The organism is Exiguobacterium sp. s160 (assembly GCF_018617575.1).
Lineage (GTDB): Bacteria > Bacillota > Bacilli > Exiguobacteriales > Exiguobacteriaceae > Exiguobacterium > Exiguobacterium aestuarii_A.
The window spans coordinates 720,725-738,117 of record NZ_JACSKK010000001.1 but is presented as its reverse complement, the minus strand read 5'-3'; the positions used below and the strand labels follow the sequence as shown (position 1 = coordinate 738,117).

Sequence of the window (17,393 nt, the reverse complement as noted above, 5' to 3'; positions counted from 1 at the left end):
GTTATAAATGGAATGAGAAGAAAGGGGTGGCCGAAATTGGCTAAAGCCGTATATCTTCACATTCCATTTTGTGAACATATTTGTTATTACTGTGATTTCAACAAGGTGTTTTTAAAAAACCAACCTGTTGATGAATATTTAGATGCATTAGAACGAGAGATGGTATTGACGCTCGAAGCGTTTCCGACAGAACGGATTGAGACCATCTTTATTGGAGGGGGCACACCGACGGCGCTCAATGAAGCGCAGATGGGTCGCCTGATGGACATGGTCCGTCGACACCTCCTCCCGCTCGCTTCAGACGACCTAGAATATTCTGTCGAAGCGAACCCGAACTTTGTAAGTTCGGAAAAACTCGACACGATGAAAGCCGGCGGCGTCAATCGACTCAGCTTCGGTGTCCAAACATTCGACGATGGTGGGCTCGAACGGATCGGAAGAACGCATCGCGCTGACGACGTATTTGAAACGGTGAATGAGGCGGCGAAGCGCTTTGATAATATCTCGATTGACCTCATGTTCGGGCTACCAGAACAGACGTTCGAACAGATTGACCGAGACTTGAAACTAGCGCTCGAGCTTCCGATTCAACACGTCTCATCCTATTCCTTAATTCTTGAGCCGCATACCGTGTTTGCGATTCAAGACCGAAAAGGTAAGCTCCGTTTACCGGGAGAGGATGTCGAGGTCGAGATGTATCTTAAAGTAATGGAGACACTTGAACGACATGGACTGAAGCAATACGAAATCTCGAACTATGGGTTGCCGGGTCGAGAAAGTCGTCACAACCAAGTGTACTGGCGGAACGAAGAGTATTATGGATTCGGGGCAGGTGCGCACAGCTATTTAAATGGCACACGTCGTGCAAATATCGCACCGATCCCTCACTATATTAAAGCGGAAGGTATCCCGGTGAAACGGGTGACTGAGCTCGAAGAAGTAGAAAAAATGGAAGAAGAGCTGTTCCTCGGATTACGAATGCGTTCAGGGGTCTCCCTTCAGACATTTGAACAGAAGTATGGCGTGGCACTCGATCATGTGTTCGGTCACGTCATCGACGATTTGGTGAAGAAGTCGTTGATTGAACGGACAGACTCCCATATCCGATTGACGGCGTCTGGTCTACCACTCGCGAACGAAGCGTTCGCGGCATTTATCGGAGAGGCAAAACTCGAGCATACCGAGTCATGAAAAATGGACAAGTTCCTTATTTGGGACTTGTCCATTTTTTAGCATTATAAGACGAGATCACGATAGAGCGGCGTGAGCCGAGCGAACGTGTCTTCGACCAAAGCGAGAAAAGCGTCTTCGTTTTGAAGAATCGATGCATCGGCAGGCAGTTGTCGTCCGATTAAGAAATCAGCCTTTTTGACAGTGCCGAAGCGCTCGAGCAACGCCTGGATGTCTTCGTTTGATGTCTCTTCAATTAGGAACGCATCTTTTTTCATATGGTCGCCCGCAATATGGAAATCAGTAAACGTTGATTTAAAATCGATTTGTTGCAAATGTTTCGCGATTGCGTCTTTGTTCGGCATCTCATAGATGAATGCGAGCCAGATGAAAACGCGGTCGTCGAAAAGACCGACTTGTAAGTGTGGATGTTTTTTATACCCGCGCTTATCGTGACAGATGGCCATCCATGTGTCTTTCGGAGGGTTTACCGTGCGGCGTGCATGTTTTGCGACATGCAGGTAGAGAGGGATTCCGACATCTGCCTCGAGCTGTGGGCCGACCTCGTCATAAATCCGATGAAAGAGCGGTTGAATATCCGAACGGATGCCAGACATGCGTTCGTCGAGTCCGTCCTGTTTGAATACGTTAAATTGTTTTGTTGTAAACATTTCATCACCTCACGTTCTATCATAACGAAACGCTGCTTCTTTTTCAGGTTTGCCGTCTGCAAAAAAGGTGAAAAAATCCGAGTGTATGAATTGACAAATAGTGAGAACATGATAATATTTGAAGTGTGATTAGCACTCGTTAAATATGAGTGCTAATAAAGCGAGGTAACTTTTTCAGAGAGGAGTGATGTTGTGCTGACAGATCGACAATTGCTCATTCTTCGAGCCATCATTGACGATTATATTCAGACGGCTCAACCGGTCGGTTCGCGTACGTTATCGAAACGAGACGATTTGACGTTTAGTTCGGCAACGATTCGGAACGATATGGCCGATTTGGAAGACATGGGGTTGATTGAAAAACCACATACTTCCGCGGGTCGAATCCCGTCAGAGGTCGGATACCGATATTACGTGGACCATCTCGTCGAGAAGCAAATCATCGACGAGCGGGAAACGGGTCGCTTAGAAGAGCGTTTAAAGCAATCTTCAAAAGAGTCTGAGATCCTGATTCGCCAAGCTGCAGATCTCCTTTCTGATTTGACCAATTATACGACGGTCGCCCTCGGTCCCAATAGCCAATCCGAAAGATTGGCACGTGTGGACTTTATGCCATTAGATGAGCGACGAGGTGTCGTTCTCATCGTCACGGATCAAGGTCATGTCGAGCATCGTACGGTCATGTTCGAATCACGTGTAGCTCCTGAAGTCATCGAGGAAACGATTCGACTGTTAAACGATCGTCTCGTCGGGACAGCGATCGGACAACTTAAAGTCCGAATCGGAGAAGAGGTTGCAAAATTGCAACTCGCGCAGCGACAGCAATATGAAAATATGATGCAACTGATTCAGTCGACGGTTGGAATTCAAACGCCGTCTTCGCTTTATCTCGGAGGCAAGAAGAATATCTTCAACCAACCTGAGTTTCAGACGTTAGACACGCTCAGACCGTTCCTAGAATGGATTGATGAGCAAGAACGATTGACGCACTGGCTCGAATCGTTGCCAAATCGCGAGATTTATGTGAGCATTGGGAGCGAGAACGGAATTGTCGCCCTTCAAAACTGTAGTGTCATCACTTCGGATTATACACTAGATGGAAAAACGTTCGGAACGATTGCCATGATTGGCCCGACTCGAATGAATTACCGTCACGGTGTCCAAATGATGGGACAAATTATTGAAGCGTTGCGACGAACGAAACTAGATGAATGACGGAAAGGAGTTTTACTATGACAGCAGATCATCAAAACGGGCACGAACAAGAAGACGTGCTTGAAGAAAAATCTGTAGACTCGGCACAGACAGAAGAGAACGAGTCAACTGAATCAAATGAAGATGAGGTTTTAAATGCTGAGATTGTGGAAGAAAGTTCTGAGGGGACGGACTTACAAAAAGAAATCGAAGCGTTGAAAGCGAGCGAACTTCGCATTCGTGCCGACTTTGACAACTTCCGTCGTCGGACGAATGAAGAGAATGCAAAACGCGTCAAGTTTGCTTCACAGTCTGTCATTGAAAAATTGATTCCGCTCATTGATAACTTTGAGCGTGCACTTCAAGTGCAAGCAACTTCAGAGGATGCTTTGCAAATTCAATCAGGCGTCGACATGATTCATCGTCAACTGCTTGACGTATTGAATGCTGAGCAAGTCGAAGTGATTGAAGCAGTCGGACAGCCGTTCGACCCGAATTTCCATCAAGCAGTCATGCAAGAGCCGAGCGATGAGTTCGAGTCTGGCATCGTGACGATGGAGCTTCAAAAAGGATATACGATGCATGGTCGAGTCATTCGCCCAAGCATGGTAAAAGTTGCAGAATAATACTACTTAACGAGACGGAGGAATAAACGATGGGTAAAATTATCGGTATTGACTTAGGGACTACAAACTCATGTGTGGCAGTAATGGAAGGTGGCGAAGCAGTCGTCATCTCAAACGCAGAAGGTAACCGTACGACTCCTTCGGTTGTTGCATTCAAAGGAGAAGAACGTCAAGTAGGTGAGGTCGCAAAACGTCAGGCCATCACGAACCCGAACACGATTCAATCAATCAAACGTCACATGGGAACGTCACATACAGTTGACGTAGACGGCAAGAAATTCACACCACAAGAGATCTCGGCAATCATTTTGCAGAAGTTGAAGAAAGATGCTGAAGACTACCTCGGTGAAACAGTCACGGAAGCAGTCATCACAGTTCCTGCATACTTCAACGACGCTGAGCGTCAAGCGACAAAAGATGCTGGTAAAATCGCTGGTCTTGATGTCAAGCGAATCATCAACGAGCCAACAGCTGCGGCACTCGCTTACGGATTAGATAAAGGTGAAGACCACACGATTTTGATCTATGACCTCGGTGGTGGTACGTTCGACGTTTCAATCCTTGAACTTGGTGATGGCGTATTCGAAGTTGTCGCTACAGCTGGTGACAACCGTCTCGGTGGAGATGACTTCGACCAAAAAGTCATCGACTACCTCGTTGCAGAATTCAAAAAAGAGAACGGCATCGACCTCGGGAAAGACAAGATGGCACTTCAACGTTTGAAAGATGCAGCTGAAAAAGCGAAGAAAGACCTTTCAGGCGTCACAAGCGCACACATCAGCCTTCCGTTCATCACAGCAGGTGAAGCAGGTCCACTCCACTTGGAGATGACACTCACGCGTGCGAAGTTTGAAGAATTGACGGCTGACCTTGTCGAACGCACAATGGAACCAACTCGTCGTGCCTTGAAAGATGCAGGACTTACACCATCTGACCTCGATAAGATCATTCTCGTCGGTGGTTCGACACGTATCCCTGCCGTCCAAAAAGCAATCCACGACTTCACGAAGAAAGAGCCATTCAAAGGGGTAAACCCGGATGAAGTTGTTGCACTCGGTGCAGCAATCCAAGGTGGAGTTCTCGCTGGAGACGTAAAAGACGTCGTCCTTCTCGACGTTACTCCACTCTCACTCGGTATCGAGACAATGGGTGGCGTGATGACGAAACTGATCGATCGCAACACGACGATCCCGACATCGAAATCACAAGTGTTCTCAACTGCTGCAGATAACCAGCCTGCTGTTGACATCCACGTCCTTCAAGGGGAACGCCCGATGGCACCAGACAACAAGACACTTGGTCGCTTCCAATTGACTGACATTCCGCCAGCACCACGTGGTGTGCCACAAATCGAAGTTAAATTCGATATCGATGCAAACGGAATTGTTCACGTATCAGCGAAAGATCTCGGTACGAACAAAGAACAGTCGATCACAATCCAATCTTCTTCAGGTATCGATGAGGCAGAAATCGAGCGTATGGTAAAAGAAGCTGAAGCAAACGCTGACGCAGATAACAAACGTAAAGAAGAAGCGGAACTTCGCAACGAAACAGACCAACTCGTCTTCGCGACAGACAAGGCAATCAAAGACCTTGGTGAGCAAGTGGAAGAGGCGGACAAAGAAAAAGCAGAAGCTGCGAAAGAAAAAGCGAAAACTGCTCTCGAAGGTTCAGACCTTGAGGCGATCCGTACAGCCAAAGACGAATTGTCAGCTGTCGTTCAAGAGTTGACGCAAAAAGTATATGCTAAAATGGCTGAACAGCAAGGTGCTGAAGGCGCAGAACCACAAACAGAAGCGAAACAGGACGATGATGTCGTGGACGCAGAGTTTGAGGATCTCGACGACCGTAAATAAACAGCCGTTGTAAAGGAGAGCGCCAAAGCAGGTTTCTGCTTTGGCTCTTTCCATGTTAAGGTAGAATCGGTAAAATCGATACGTAGATTGTAAGGATAGGAGCGAGAATAGTGGCGAAACGAGATTATTATGAAGTGCTCGGGCTCGACAAGTCGGCCTCGGCACAAGAAATCAAGCGGGCATATCGGAAATTGGCCCGTCAATATCACCCGGACATCAACCAAGAAGCAGATGCGGCGGATAAGTTTAAAGAAATTGGTGAAGCCTACGAAGTGCTTTCTGACGAACAAAAACGTGCCCAGTATGACCGATTCGGTTTTGAAGGGGCGAACCAATTCGGAGGCGGCGGTGACTTCCAAGGTGGATTCGGTGATATCTTTGACATGTTCTTCGGAGGCGGCGGACGTCGTCAAGACCCGAACGCACCGCGTCGTGGAGAAGATTATCAATACGTTGTTGACCTCGATTTCATGGAGAGTGTGACAGGCAAGACGGAAACAATCGAGCTCGAAATCGAAGTCGAATGTGACACGTGTATGGGGAACGGTGCGAAACCTGGAACGAAACCAGAAACGTGTAACCAATGTGGCGGCAGTGGCGTCGAGACGGTTGAGCAAAACACAATTCTCGGTCGTATGGTCAACCAACGTCCTTGTAGCAAGTGTCACGGTAGTGGTAAGACGATCAAAGAAAAATGTCCGACTTGTCATGGTTCGGGTCACGTGAAGAAGAAACAGACCGTCGAGGTGAAAATCCCAGCCGGTATCGATAACGGGCAACAGATCCGTTTATCTGGAAAAGGCGGTCCTGGCGTGAACGGAGGACCAGCGGGAGACTTATACGTCGTCGTCCGCGTGAAAGCTCATGAGATCTTTGAACGTGTCGACCAACACATTGCGATGGAAATGCCGGTCACGTTCGCACAAGCGGCACTTGGCGCAGAAATCGAAGTTCCGACGGTTCACGGGAACGTGAGTTTGAAAGTGCCAGCTGGAACACAAACTGGCTCGAAGTTCCGTTTACGCGGAAAAGGGATGCCAAGTGTGCGTGGTGGCGCGAATGGCGACCAGTACGTGAGCGTCATTGTCATGACACCGAAAAATATGACGGACCGCCAAAAAGAATTGCTTCGTGAATTCGAAGAAATCAGTGGCGAATCGGGTGTCGAAGAGGAACACGGCATGTTCCAAAAAATGAAAAAGTTCTTTAGTCACTAAAAGGAGTGTGTACAAACGATGAAATGGTCTGAAATTTGTGTCCACACGACACAGCTTGCGGTGGAAGCCGTATCGAACTTATTACACGAAGTGGGGGCACAAGGTGTCGTCATCGAGGACGTCGAAGACTTCGACCGAATGATGGCGGAAGACCATTTCGGAGAGATTTGGGACGTTTCGGATCGTGAAACGTATCCGACTTCTGGAGTACACGTCAAAGCGTACGTGCCGGCTTCAGGTGATTTCCAAGATGTGCTCGCAAACTTGAAAAAAGAAATCGAGCGACTCCGGAACATGCTTGATATCGGATCAGGTGAGGTCACGGTCGCAGAGATTGATGAGGAAGATTGGGCGCATTCTTGGAAGCAGTATTACAAGCCGGTCAAAATCTCACAACAGCTGACGATTGTCCCTTTGTGGGAAGAGTACACACCACAACCGGAAGAGAATGTCATCTTGCTTGACCCGGGCATGGCGTTCGGTACAGGGACACACCCGACGACGATGCTCTGTATTCAAGCGATTGAGAACTACATCCGGGAAGGTGACCGCGTCATCGATGTCGGTACAGGATCAGGCGTATTGTCGATTGCCGCTGCGAAACTTGGAGCGACGAGCGTAAAAGCGCTAGACTTGGATTCGGTTGCTGTTGAAGCTGCTCGTCAAAACGTAGAGACGAATGGTGTTGAATCACTTGTTCAAGTGGATACGGGAAATTTATTAAAAGGTGTAGATGGAGAATATGACTTAGTCGTGGCAAACATCCTTGCCGATGTCATTCTTCTCTTCATCGAAGATGCATATGCTCGTACAAAAACGGGTGGTCGCTTCATCACATCCGGGATCATTGGAGAGAAACGGGCGGAAGTTACGAACGCTCTGATAGCTGTAGGGTTTGAAATTGAAGAGACACGCGTGATGGAAGACTGGGTCGCAATCATCGCCAAGAAGGGGTAAGCTATGCAACGTTATTTTCTGATACCAGAAGCTTTCACAGGCGATGTTGTGACACTTCCTTCAGATGTCGCTCATCATATCGGAACGGTCCTGCGACAAGGGGCGGGTTACGAAATGGTTCTTCTCGACGGGACGGGCAATGAGTATGCATGTGTCGTGACGTCGCTTGAGAAGAAGAGTGGAGTGGCTAAAGTATTGTCGACTCGTCAATCAGAGACCGAACTGCCGATTGACGTGACGCTCGCTTATGCGTTGCCGAAAGGTGACAAGGTCGAACTTGTCGCGCAAAAAGCGACCGAGCTCGGCGTTCATCATCTTCTATTGTTCGAATCTTCCCGATCAGTCGCCAAATGGGACTCGAAAAAAGTGCCGAAAAAAGTAGAACGTATTCAAAAAATCATGCAAGAGGCGGCTGAGCAATCGTATAGGGCCGTTGTTCCGTCATGTACGTTCCTCACTTCGAAGCAACTGTCGAAGCAATTTGAACAGTATGATGAAGTCATCATCGCATATGAAGAATCGGCGAAAGAAGGCGAACAGTCGGCACTTGTCGACACATTGAATCGACTTCAATCAAAACAACGCCTCCTCGTCATCACGGGACCTGAAGGCGGATTTGACACAGCAGAAGTCACGCAATGGATAGACGCGGGTGCGATTGCTTGTGCGTTCGGACCTCGAATCCTACGTTCGGAGACGGCTCCGTTATATGCACTGTCTGCCATCTCGTACGCGCTTGAATTGGCGAAAGAATAAGAAAACGGCTGACCCTCGTGGGCAGCCGTTTTTTTCGTGAATAAATTATTTTTTATTGATCGTGATGACTTTCTTCGTCACATTGCCACCGAGGTCAGTCACTTCAAATGTGAAAGTGTTTTGTCCCTTCGTTACAGGAAGTGAGACGGTTTCGGTACGTGAGAATGCGCGCATCGCATAAGGTTCTTTCAACGTATGACTCCATTTCAAATCACCGTTGACACGGAGTTTGATGTCGTCAAAGTTATCCGTCACTTGAACTTTCACGTTCACAGAGTTTTGTTTCGCCGAAACGTTTTTCGGCACGTTGCTGATTGAGAGCGTCGCCTCCGTAGAATCGACAAAGATTGGACGGACAAAGTTCGTCACGTTACCAGACGTGTCTTCCGCGATGAAACGAATCTTGTGGAATCCATCTTCATACGAACGTGTCGTATTGAACGTGTATTGTTTTGCAGCTGCGTCATACGTGAGCGGTACGTCCACATCGTCGACGGTGAACGATACAACGTCAGAGGCATCTTTAATCTGACCGATGATTGGCACAATCGATGAACCGTATGGAGACAGGGCGAGTGGTGCATCGACAAAAACTCCTGGTTTATCTGCGTCATTTTCTGTAGATACGTCGCGTGTGATCACGTTACCCGCATTATCTGAAACGCGAACCGATAGTTGGTCCGTTGATTCAAGTGGCGCATCGAGTGTGAAGTTTGCTGTATCTTTTGCTTCTTTCGCAACGACTTTCCCATTGAGGAGGAACTCAATACCGTTGATTCCTGCAAAGTCGTCGGATGCTTTGACACTAGCCACACCTTCGTTCCAACGAATCGTGAAGCGAGGATTCGTGTAATCCACTTTCACTGGGATCCGTAGCGTCTGGGCTTGTTTTTTCATGTAGTCGATGCTCGCTTCAATTTCGTAGTAGTACGTTCCTTTCGGCGCCATCTCTCCGTTCAGTTTTCCGTCCCAAGCGTTATCTGACGTGTAGTAGTATGGGTCACCACTTCCGCCATCAAAGTAGTTCTTTCTCAATTCCTCGTCGATTTTAAGGGTACGAAGGACGTTTCCTTTTTCATCGACGATCCGATACTTGATGTCTTTCGCATTTCGTAAGAGCGAGTAGACCGGGGTAGCCGTGTCTTTTGAACCGTCTCCGTCAGGCGAAATCGCTACCGCCTCTTCAGCTACAGACTCATCAAGTTTCTCTCCTAAATAGTTCCCGGCCGCATCGACCAATCCAGAGATTCCATAGAATGAACCATCTTCATAAATCGTTTCGTCAAAGATTGGTGCTTTGCCCCAATCGCCTTCGAATCCGACGAATGGGACAACGAGTGACGGATTGCCGTCTGTCCCACGTGGGTCAGTCAAGCGTAGGAATCCATCGACGAAGTAACCATTCTCAAAGACTGATTTTGCAGATACCGTTCCTTCTAACGTTTCAGGATTAAGTACTTGTGCCTTCGAGACGTCAATCGAGACTGTGATTTCTTTCTTTTGTTTTGCCTTCAACGTGACTTTACTTGTGTTTTTGCCATTGATCTTAATGATTGCTTGTTGAAGAGCCTGAGCTTCCATCGCATTCTGAATGACGCCATCCTTGTTAGTAACGGCAAGGTCTGTCTGGAGGGAAGCGGCCACATCGTATGTGAGTGATTCGTCAGACATGTTTTCAACGACAATCGTGAACTTCGCCTTACTCTTCGACAATTCTTTTAAAGCGACTTTCGCTTCTTTCGTCTTCTTCTCATACGCGACTGCCGGAGATGTGACGGCCGCATGGAGTTGCATGAGACCAGCTCCCGCCCGACGTGGTGAATATGGAAGAGACTGCTTCAATTCCTGGTTATACGGTCCGATGTCTGTGACAGGTTTCGACGTATTGAGTAGCAAGTTCTTTGCCATCGTCACACGAGCCGCTCCGCTCAAGTCGAAATCGCGATCGACACGTTCAAGAACAAGAGCTGCACCGCCGGCAACGTGAGGTGCGGCCATCGATGTTCCGCTCATCAAACCGTATTGGTTGTCGTTGAACGTTGAGAAGATTTGACCGCCTGGGGCTGAAAGTTCCGGCTTGAAGTCAAGGTTCGGTGTGACACCCCAAGATGTGAAATCAGACATTGCGCCTGCCGAGCGGTTGTTGACGCTGATTCGATCACCGGCAAACGTGAGTTGGAGCGGTCCATCCGCTAATTTCTCTTTTAATTCGTTCCCGTCTTGGATGCTGAGTGATGCCATCGGGATGAGTGGTTGATCGAGAGCCATAGACACATAGTCTCCGTGTGAGACGGCGCCTCGTACGATGACACCGGCTGCCCCTTGTGCCTCAGCCGTTTTTTGAATCTTCGAGTAGAAGTATCCTCCGTCGCGAACAGCGAGAACGAGCTTTCCTTTCACGTCTTTCCCGGCATAGTTTTCTGGTTGTCCATCTCCGACGTAAACGATGTCATATGTACCTTCCGAGAATGCAGGTCCATCTTGTTTCTTCCATCCGATTTTTTCATCACCGACGCGGAAAGCATCCAGTTGAATTTGATCGTTCTCGAGTGAAGCGACCGATGTCGATGCTTGGCTGACACTAGGCGCCCCGACGACACCCGTATCTGGGTTTGAAGCCGTTGGTAAGTCGAATCCATGTCCGAAGTATGCTGAGTTCCCAGCAGAGATGGACATGAAGACACCGTTGTCTACAGCGCGTTGAACGGCTTGTTGTTCAGGAGAGTCAACATCGACAAAGCCTGCTGTTGAACCAAGACTCATGTTAATGACGTCAGCTCCAAGCTTGATCGCATCGTCAATCGCTTTAATATAAATATCTCCATATGTAGATGCGTAGTTCGGGTCGTTACTGAATACTTTAAGGCCAAGGATTTGAGCTTCAGGTGCGACACCTTTAATTCCACCGTTTTCTAAATCACCGTTTGCAGCGACCGTCCCTGAGACGTGCTGACCGTGCATAGAAGCGCCTGGGGAATCATCTTTAATATCATCGTTTTCGTCGTAGTAATTATAGGCGTATGGAACTTTCTCATTCACATATTCACCAGGTAGACCGAACGAAGTGATCGCCTGATCGACTTCTGATTTCGTCAATTCTGCCGTTTTCGAATCTGTGATTCGGTAATCACGGTGGTTGGCATCAATTCCCGAGTCGATGACAGCGACGACGGTACCTTCTCCGGCAAATCCGTAATCTCCCCATGTTTGTTCGGCTTGTACCATTCTGTTGCTTGTAACCATATCTGGTTTCACTTCAGGACGTTCATATTCATTCACGACATGTACAGTCGCTACTTCAGGTAGCGCTTCAACTTTAGCGATTTCACTTGTAGAGAGGAAAGTGGAGAAGCCGTTAAAAACGGTCGTGAACTCTTCGATTGGTGTAGCAGTCACGCCTTGTTTTTTCAATGCGGATTTTGCGCGTTTCTGTTCAGACTGAACAGATTGTTGCGCCTTGTCTTGTTCTGATTTCGTCAACTCATTAAATTTTTTCCCTTTTTGCGCTGCTTCTGCGATTGCAGGTGCACCGACGAGTTCGACGACGACCCGGACTTTTTTCTGTTTCTTTTCGAGCTCAATTTTTGGTTTGATGGAAGCTTCTGCTGAAACAGATGACGTACCCGCTTGAATCAACACAGGTGTTAAAGCAATACATGTAGCAAGTGAAGCGTTTAAGTAGACTTTTCTTCTTGGCAACGTGTTTACCCCCTAATATTTGTTATTACCTGTAAAAAACAAAGTTTTTTTCTTGCATTGTGAACTATCATATCGTTGTTCAGACGAAAAAGAGTGGATTTTTTTGTAAAGTAGGGGAGTGTTTTTGCACAAATTTAAATGTTCAGACAATTACTAAAGACCTGAATCATAAGACCTATATCAAATTTTGGTGATCGTAAGAATCACGCGAATGACTTGAAATGTCCAAAAAAACCTGTTAATGTAACGTTAATGTTAAATACCAATAAAACATATCAATTTAGTCAGAATTAAGGATGGGGTGGCGCTATGAATTTACCATTCATGGATATCTTCAAGGATTGGGCGAAAGATTACGATACGGCAGTCGGGGGGCATGACGAACAATATCATGAAGTATTTGTCGGATATGATCAAATGCTTGATGACGTTGCGTTACACGTTGAAGGAACGGTCTTGGAATTTGGTGTCGGCACAGGCAACTTGAGTGCCCGAATTTTAAAGGGACATCCTTTAATTGCAATCGAACCTTCTCCAGAAATGAGGCAGATTGCAATTGAGAAGTTGGGCATATCGGTCAAACATGGAGATTTTCTCCGTTATCCAACGTTCTCACATGTCGATACGGTCGTTTCCTCGTACGCTTTCCATCACTTGACGGATTCTGAGAAAGAAACAGCGATCGGTCAATATGTTCGCGATTGGGGACATCCGAAGTTCGTATTGCTTGATACGATGTTCGAATCTCCACACGCACGTCAAGAAATTATTGACTGGGCTACGGAACAAGGCTATTCAGACTTGGTCGAGGATTTAAATCGTGAATATTATCCGTATACGACAACCATTCGTACGATGCTAGAGGCGAATGGATACAACGTGACAATGACACAGAAAAATAAATTTGTTTGGCTTGTCGTCGCTACAAAATAATTAGGAGGAATTACTCATGAAAACATATAACGTTGAAAGCTTTAACTTGGATCATACGAAAGTTCAGGCTCCATTTGTCCGTCTCGCCGGTGTGAAAGAAGGAACGGCTGATACGATTTACAAGTATGATATTCGCTTCATCCAACCGAACGAAGGCCTCATGCCGATGCGTGCTGTTCACTCTCTCGAGCATTTGATCGCCGAAAACAGCCGTAATCATTCAGAAGACATCGTGGACATTTCGCCGATGGGATGCCAAACAGGTTTCTATTGGACGATGTTGAATGATGGGAACTATGAGCGCATGCTCGACCTCGTAGAAGCGACATTGCGCGATGCGATGAACGCGGAAGAATTGCCAGCGCAAAACCCTGTACAGTGCGGGAATGCGAACCATCATGATTTTGAGGGAGCCAAAAAATTAGCAGCTGACATGCTTGCGAAACGTGACGAGTGGCATATCGTCTTCAAGGACGAAGCGTAAGATGATTGTCCGTGACGTCTATGAACTCATCGGGGACACACCGCTCATCGAGCTCCGTTCATTACCTGTTCCAGCTACGGTAAAAGTGTACGGGAAGATGGAGATGATGAATCCGGGAGGAAGTGTCAAAGACCGACTCGGTATGAATTTGATTGAGCGGGCGATGAAACGTGGAGACGTGGCACCAGGTGGTACTGTGATCGAGCCGACAGCTGGGAATACGGGAATCGGACTCGCGCTCGCTTGTCAGCGATACGACATTCGTCTGATTACCGTGACCCCTGAAAAGTTTAGTCAAGAGAAACAAGCATTGATGCGTCTCCTTGGAGCGACCGTCGTCAACACGCCAACCGAGCTTGGAATGAAAGGCGCAATCAGTTACGCGCTTGAATTGGCTGAAGAACATGACGCATACGTGCCGGAGCAGTTTTCAAATCCGGACAACCCGGACGCCTATGTCGACATCCTTTCGCAAGAGTTGTTGAAGGACGTGCCACAAATCGACGTATTTGTAGCGGGGGCGGGTTCAGGAGGTACGTTCACTGGTGTCGCCAAAACGTTAAAACCACAAGGGACGAAAACTGTGGTCGTGGAGCCGGTCGGTTCGATTTTGAACGGCGGTGAGCCAGGTCCACATAAAACAGAAGGAATTGGCGTCGAAAAATGGCCGCCATTTTTGGAAAAGGCTTATGTCGACGCGATTCATACCATCACAGATGAGGAAGCCTTCTATTACGTAGCGCATCTCGCGAAACAGGAAGGATTGCTCATCGGAAGTTCTTCTGGTGCTGCCATCGCAGCATGTGTAAAGGAAGCAAATCAAATGACTGAAGGCACGATTGTGACGATCTTGCCAGACAGTGCAGAACGATATTTAAGTCAAGGAATTGTCAAGGAGGCAGAACATGCGTACAAAGACAGCACTCATTCACGGCGGTAAAACGACCGACCCATTGACAGGAGCGGTCACACCACCGATTTATCAAACGAGCACATATAAGCAAGACGGAATCGGTAACTTACGGGAAGGATACGAGTATTCTCGATCTGCAAACCCGACACGTACCGCACTTGAGACACTCATAGCGGATATCGAAGGCGGTGTGCAAGGTTTTGCATTTGGGTCTGGGATGGCTGCCATCTCGACCGTACTCATGTTGTTGAAATCTGGAGACCACGTCATCGTCGGGTCTGATGTATATGGAGGAACATACCGTGTATTCAATCGAGTATTTCAGTCACGAGGCTTGGAGGCAACTTTTGTCGATACATCCGATGAAACGGCGGTTCGTGATGCGCTACAAGCGAACACGAAAATGATTTATGTGGAGACGCCGACAAATCCACTCTTGAACGTGACGGATATCCGAGCGATGCGCACGATTGCGGATGAGGCAGATGTCTTGCTCGTCGTTGACAACACGTTCATGACACCTTACTTCCAAAATCCGATCGACCTTGGTGCCGACTATGTCTTACACAGCGCCACAAAATATTTAGGCGGTCATAGTGACGTCGTGGCAGGTTTAGTCGTTGCACGTACGGAAGAACAAGGAGAAGCGTTGGCATTTCTCCAAAATTCGGTCGGTGCAGTCCTCGGACCTCAAGACAGCTTCCTCGTCGTACGTGGGATTAAGACACTTGCCGTTCGAATGGAAGAGATTGAATCGAACGCACGGGCGTTGGTTGAATTCTTACAATCAAACGAGAACGTGTCACGTGTCCTTCACCCGAGTGTCTCTAGTGAAGAAGCGAAACGCGTCCACTTGTCGCAAGCGCGTGGGTTCGGTGGCATGATTGCGTTTGACGTCGGTTCGGCCGAAGCGGCTGAAATGATGGTCGCGAAGACGAAGTATTTCACGCTCGCAGAGAGCCTAGGTGCAGTTGAAAGCTTGATCAGTGTTCCGGCTCGCATGACACATGCGTCGATTCCGGCTGAGCGACGTGCAGAACTCGGGATCACGGACGGACTCGTTCGAATCTCAGTTGGATTAGAAGATATCGATGATTTAGTTGAAGATTTAGCACAAGCTCTATCTGCCATCGAACAGATAAAGCAATAAACAGTAGGGGACGCGATTTCGCGTCCTTTTTTCATGAAACAAAAGCCTTGTATCGGAAGTCATTCATCGACTAAACTATTTTTATCTTGAAAGAGAGCGGGTGAACGTGTGAACAAGGGAGTATGGACGACAATCGGGGCCTACGTGATGTGGGGCGTCCTCCCAATCTATTGGAAGTTTTTGCAGGAAGTGCCGAGTGGACAAATTTTGGCACATCGTATCGTTTGGTCCTTTTTATTTATATTACTCGTCTTAAGATGGACGAATCAGTGGAAAGAGTTCGGTTACGCTCTTCGCCACCCTGCCACACGAAACGCGTTCATGTTGAACGGATTCATCGTCAGTGCAAACTGGTTCGTGTACATATGGGCTGTCAATCACGGTTATATCATCGAGGCATCCCTCGGCTATTACATTAATCCGCTTGTCAGTATGGTGTTAGGGGTGCTCGTCTTTCGGGAATCATTAAACCGAGTCCAATGGATGGCGGTCGGGATCGCGTCAATCGGCGTCCTCGTCTTGACGCTTGGGTATGGCTCGTTTCCGTGGATTTCGTTCGTATTAGCGAGTACGTTTGGTTTTTATGGAATGGTGAAAAAAAGGCGACCTCTCGCTTCAACAGTGAGTCTCGGGATTGAGACGTTAGCTGTCGTGCCTGTCGCGCTCATCTTTCTCAGCAATCAGGTCGTCACGGACCAGATTGCCTTCGACATGTCGCCGATGATTTGGGTTGCACTACTAGGAACGGGTGTGGTGACGGCGCTTCCGCTTCTTTTGTTTGGTTACGGGGCACAACATATCCCGTTCACACTCGTCGGATTCCTTCAATTTATCGCACCGACACTTAGTTTGATTATCGGAGTCGTCATGTATCATGAACCGTTCACAGCGTATCATGTCTTCGCATTTACTTGTATTTGGCTGGCCATCTTCTTTTTCAGTTGGAACAGTTGGGTCGTCGCTCGTAAACGTCGTCAACTCATTTAAATTTGGAAGCTGTTACATCTCGAGAAAACGTGGTAATATGTTAGATGTCAGACTTATTTGTCAGAGGAGGAAATGAATAATGGAATTAGCCCGTTATATCGACCACACAGCTTTAAAAGCTGAAACAACAAAAGATCAAATTACAAAACTTTGTGCAGAGGCACTCGAATATAAGTTCGCAAGTGTCTGTGTCAACCCGACATGGGTCAAATATGCTGCGGAGCAACTTAAGTCAGATGACGACGTCAAAGTATGTACAGTCATCGGGTTCCCACTCGGAGCGAACACGCCTGAAGTGAAAGCATTCGAAACAAAAGACGCAATCGCAAACGGTGCGGATGAAGTCGACATGGTCATCAACATCGCAGCACTCAAAGACGGCGACTACGACCTCGTAGAACGTGACATTCGTGCGGTTGTCGAAGCGGCAAACGGTACACTAGTCAAAGTCATCTTCGAGACATGCATGCTTACAAAAGAAGAAATCAAGAAAGCTGCTGAACTTTCAGTGAAAGCTGGAGCAGATTTCGTCAAAACATCAACTGGTTTCTCAACTGGTGGCGCAACGGTCGAAGACATTCGCCTCATGCGTGAAACAGTCGGACCAGACCTCGGCGTAAAAGCTTCAGGCGGTGTTCGTGACTTCGAAGGTGCGAAAGCGATGATCGATGCTGGTGCGACACGCATCGGTGCTTCAGCTGGTATCGCAATCGTCACAGGCGGACGTTCAGACAGCGACTATTAATAAGTGGTTGACCACACGACTTAATTTCACTATAA

15 protein-coding genes are annotated in these 17,393 nt (G+C 47.7%); 13 read left to right on the top strand and 2 right to left on the bottom strand.

The annotated features are described in order from the left end of the window. The first annotated feature begins 36 nt into the window (after window positions 1–36). Entirely contained in the window at window positions 37–1,191 is a 1,155-nt protein-coding gene (hemW, locus tag KNO86_RS03845; protein WP_214693141.1) for a radical SAM family heme chaperone HemW, read from the top strand. Between the two features lie 44 nt (window positions 1,192–1,235). On the opposite strand, the gene KNO86_RS03840 is transcribed toward hemW, so the two are convergent. Continuing rightward, complete coding sequence (locus KNO86_RS03840) at window positions 1,236–1,841, bottom strand: DUF1054 domain-containing protein (protein ID WP_074033387.1); 606 nt, start codon at window positions 1,839–1,841, stop codon at window positions 1,236–1,238. Between the two features lie 192 nt (window positions 1,842–2,033). Between KNO86_RS03840 and hrcA the strand changes: the two genes are divergently transcribed. The 6 genes from hrcA (at window position 2,034) to KNO86_RS03810 (ending at window position 8,447) form a co-directional block, all read left to right on the top strand. Continuing rightward, entirely contained in the window at window positions 2,034–3,056 is a 1,023-nt protein-coding gene (hrcA, locus tag KNO86_RS03835; protein WP_074033386.1) for a heat-inducible transcriptional repressor HrcA, read from the top strand. A gap of 17 nt (window positions 3,057–3,073) precedes the next feature. Then, a complete protein-coding gene (gene grpE, locus KNO86_RS03830) occupies window positions 3,074–3,661 on the top strand; it encodes a nucleotide exchange factor GrpE (RefSeq protein WP_214693139.1) in 588 nt (195 codons plus the stop codon). Window positions 3,662–3,690: 29 nt separating this feature from the next. Beyond that, window positions 3,691–5,517, top strand: coding sequence for a molecular chaperone DnaK (gene dnaK, locus KNO86_RS03825; protein ID WP_214693135.1), 1,827 nt, complete (start codon window positions 3,691–3,693; stop codon window positions 5,515–5,517). Window positions 5,518–5,627: 110 nt separating this feature from the next. After that, on the top strand, window positions 5,628–6,734 hold the full coding sequence (gene dnaJ, locus KNO86_RS03820; protein ID WP_214693130.1) for a molecular chaperone DnaJ: 1,107 nt from the start codon (window positions 5,628–5,630) through the stop codon (window positions 6,732–6,734). Window positions 6,735–6,752: 18 nt separating this feature from the next. Beyond that, the gene (gene prmA, locus KNO86_RS03815) at window positions 6,753–7,691 is read left to right on the top strand and encodes a 50S ribosomal protein L11 methyltransferase (protein WP_214693128.1); all 939 of its coding nucleotides are present in this window, start codon (window positions 6,753–6,755) and stop codon (window positions 7,689–7,691) included. 3 nt (window positions 7,692–7,694) lie between these two features. Beyond that, a complete protein-coding gene (locus KNO86_RS03810) occupies window positions 7,695–8,447 on the top strand; it encodes a 16S rRNA (uracil(1498)-N(3))-methyltransferase (RefSeq protein ID WP_214693126.1) in 753 nt (250 codons plus the stop codon). A 45-nt stretch (window positions 8,448–8,492) separates the two neighbouring features. Here the strand turns inward: KNO86_RS03810 and KNO86_RS03805 are convergent, their stop codons facing one another. Continuing rightward, a complete protein-coding gene (locus KNO86_RS03805; protein WP_214693125.1) occupies window positions 8,493–12,146 on the bottom strand; it encodes a S8 family serine peptidase in 3,654 nt (1,217 codons plus the stop codon). A 309-nt stretch (window positions 12,147–12,455) separates the two neighbouring features. On the opposite strand from KNO86_RS03805, the gene KNO86_RS03800 reads away from it, so the two are divergent. From KNO86_RS03800 to deoC, 6 genes are all read left to right on the top strand, one after another. Further along, on the top strand, window positions 12,456–13,079 hold the full coding sequence (locus KNO86_RS03800) for a class I SAM-dependent methyltransferase (RefSeq protein WP_214693123.1): 624 nt from the start codon (window positions 12,456–12,458) through the stop codon (window positions 13,077–13,079). A 16-nt stretch (window positions 13,080–13,095) separates the two neighbouring features. Further along, window positions 13,096–13,563: an S-ribosylhomocysteine lyase gene (locus KNO86_RS03795; protein ID WP_012726660.1), complete on the top strand. Its 468-nt coding sequence runs from the start codon at window positions 13,096–13,098 to the stop codon at window positions 13,561–13,563. A 1-nt stretch (window position 13,564) separates the two neighbouring features. Then, window positions 13,565–14,503, top strand: coding sequence for a PLP-dependent cysteine synthase family protein (locus KNO86_RS03790; protein ID WP_214693121.1), 939 nt, complete (start codon window positions 13,565–13,567; stop codon window positions 14,501–14,503). Beyond that, window positions 14,469–15,626 carry a bifunctional cystathionine gamma-lyase/homocysteine desulfhydrase gene (locus tag KNO86_RS03785; protein ID WP_214693119.1) on the top strand — a complete coding sequence of 386 codons (1,158 nt, stop codon included), beginning with the start codon at window positions 14,469–14,471 and terminating at the stop codon, window positions 15,624–15,626. The genes KNO86_RS03790 and KNO86_RS03785 overlap by 35 nt, the downstream gene beginning before the upstream one ends. Window positions 15,627–15,734: 108 nt before the next feature. After that, on the top strand, window positions 15,735–16,613 hold the full coding sequence (gene rarD / locus KNO86_RS03780) for an EamA family transporter RarD (RefSeq protein ID WP_214693116.1): 879 nt from the start codon (window positions 15,735–15,737) through the stop codon (window positions 16,611–16,613). 79 nt (window positions 16,614–16,692) lie between these two features. Beyond that, window positions 16,693–17,358, top strand: a complete 666-nt coding sequence (gene deoC, locus KNO86_RS03775) for a deoxyribose-phosphate aldolase (RefSeq protein WP_214693114.1) — start codon at window positions 16,693–16,695, stop codon at window positions 17,356–17,358. Window positions 17,359–17,393: the final 35 nt, after the last annotated feature.

What these genes read in the sequence shown, in the direction of transcription:
- KNO86_RS03840 (WP_074033387.1), bottom strand. Translation starts at nt 1,841, where the DNA reads ATGTTTACAACAAAACAATTTAACGTATTCAAACAGGACGGACTCGAC.
- grpE (WP_214693139.1), top strand. Translation starts at nt 3,074, where the DNA reads ATGACAGCAGATCATCAAAACGGGCACGAACAAGAAGACGTGCTTGAA.
- dnaK (WP_214693135.1), top strand. Translation starts at nt 3,691, where the DNA reads ATGGGTAAAATTATCGGTATTGACTTAGGGACTACAAACTCATGTGTG.
- prmA (WP_214693128.1), top strand. Translation starts at nt 6,753, where the DNA reads ATGAAATGGTCTGAAATTTGTGTCCACACGACACAGCTTGCGGTGGAA.
- KNO86_RS03810 (WP_214693126.1), top strand. Translation starts at nt 7,695, where the DNA reads ATGCAACGTTATTTTCTGATACCAGAAGCTTTCACAGGCGATGTTGTG.
- KNO86_RS03800 (WP_214693123.1), top strand. Translation starts at nt 12,456, where the DNA reads ATGAATTTACCATTCATGGATATCTTCAAGGATTGGGCGAAAGATTAC.
- KNO86_RS03795 (WP_012726660.1), top strand. Translation starts at nt 13,096, where the DNA reads ATGAAAACATATAACGTTGAAAGCTTTAACTTGGATCATACGAAAGTT.
- KNO86_RS03790 (WP_214693121.1), top strand. Translation starts at nt 13,565, where the DNA reads ATGATTGTCCGTGACGTCTATGAACTCATCGGGGACACACCGCTCATC.
- KNO86_RS03785 (WP_214693119.1), top strand. Translation starts at nt 14,469, where the DNA reads ATGCGTACAAAGACAGCACTCATTCACGGCGGTAAAACGACCGACCCA.
- deoC (WP_214693114.1), top strand. Translation starts at nt 16,693, where the DNA reads ATGGAATTAGCCCGTTATATCGACCACACAGCTTTAAAAGCTGAAACA.